General features: G+C 76.0%; 1 protein-coding gene. It reads left to right on the top strand.

Features of this window, described 5'->3' with window-relative positions:
* Window positions 1-118: 118 nt before the first annotated feature.
* Window positions 119-546: DUF2336 domain-containing protein (locus ACFQ4O_RS18250; RefSeq protein WP_378777862.1), on the top strand; the 428-nt coding region annotated here is incomplete at its 3' end.

Below are 546 nucleotides of genomic sequence, written 5' to 3'. Positions count from 1 at the left end.
GGAAGCGCGCCGCCAAGGCCGCGGTCGCGGCGCAGGCGTCCGCTCCGCTCGATCTCGCCACGTTCCGCAAGGCGGATCCCGCCGCGTCGGCGGCCGCGCGCCGCACGGGAGGCCGCTCATGATCGTCGAGCGCTATTTCGAGTGGGTCGAAAGCGCCCCCGCCGCGCTTCGGGCCGAGGCCGCCGGCGCGCTGGCGCGCACCTACCGCCATGGCGAGCTGGAGGCGCCGCTGCGGGCGGAGATCGAAGGCGCGCTGATTCGCAGCCTCGACGATCCGCATCTCGCCGTGCGCTGCGCCATCGCGGAGGCGCTGGGCTCCTGCGCCAACGCCTCGCCAGCCCTCATCCTCGCGCTCGCCCATGACGCGCCGGACGTGGCCGAGCCGGTGCTCGCGCGCTCGCCGCTGCTGTCCGACATGGAATTGGTCGACATGGTGGCGCTTGGCGGCGTCCGGGCCCAGGTCGCCGTCGCCCGCCGGGCCGCGGTTTCCGCGCCGCTTGCCGCCGCGCTGGCGGAGATCGGCTGCGCCGACGCCTGCGTCGCGCT

Source organism: Methylopila musalis, assembly GCF_042679725.1.
Taxonomy (GTDB): domain Bacteria; phylum Pseudomonadota; class Alphaproteobacteria; order Rhizobiales; family Methylopilaceae; genus Methylopila; species Methylopila musalis.
This window is presented reverse-complemented; position numbering and strand designations above follow the sequence as displayed.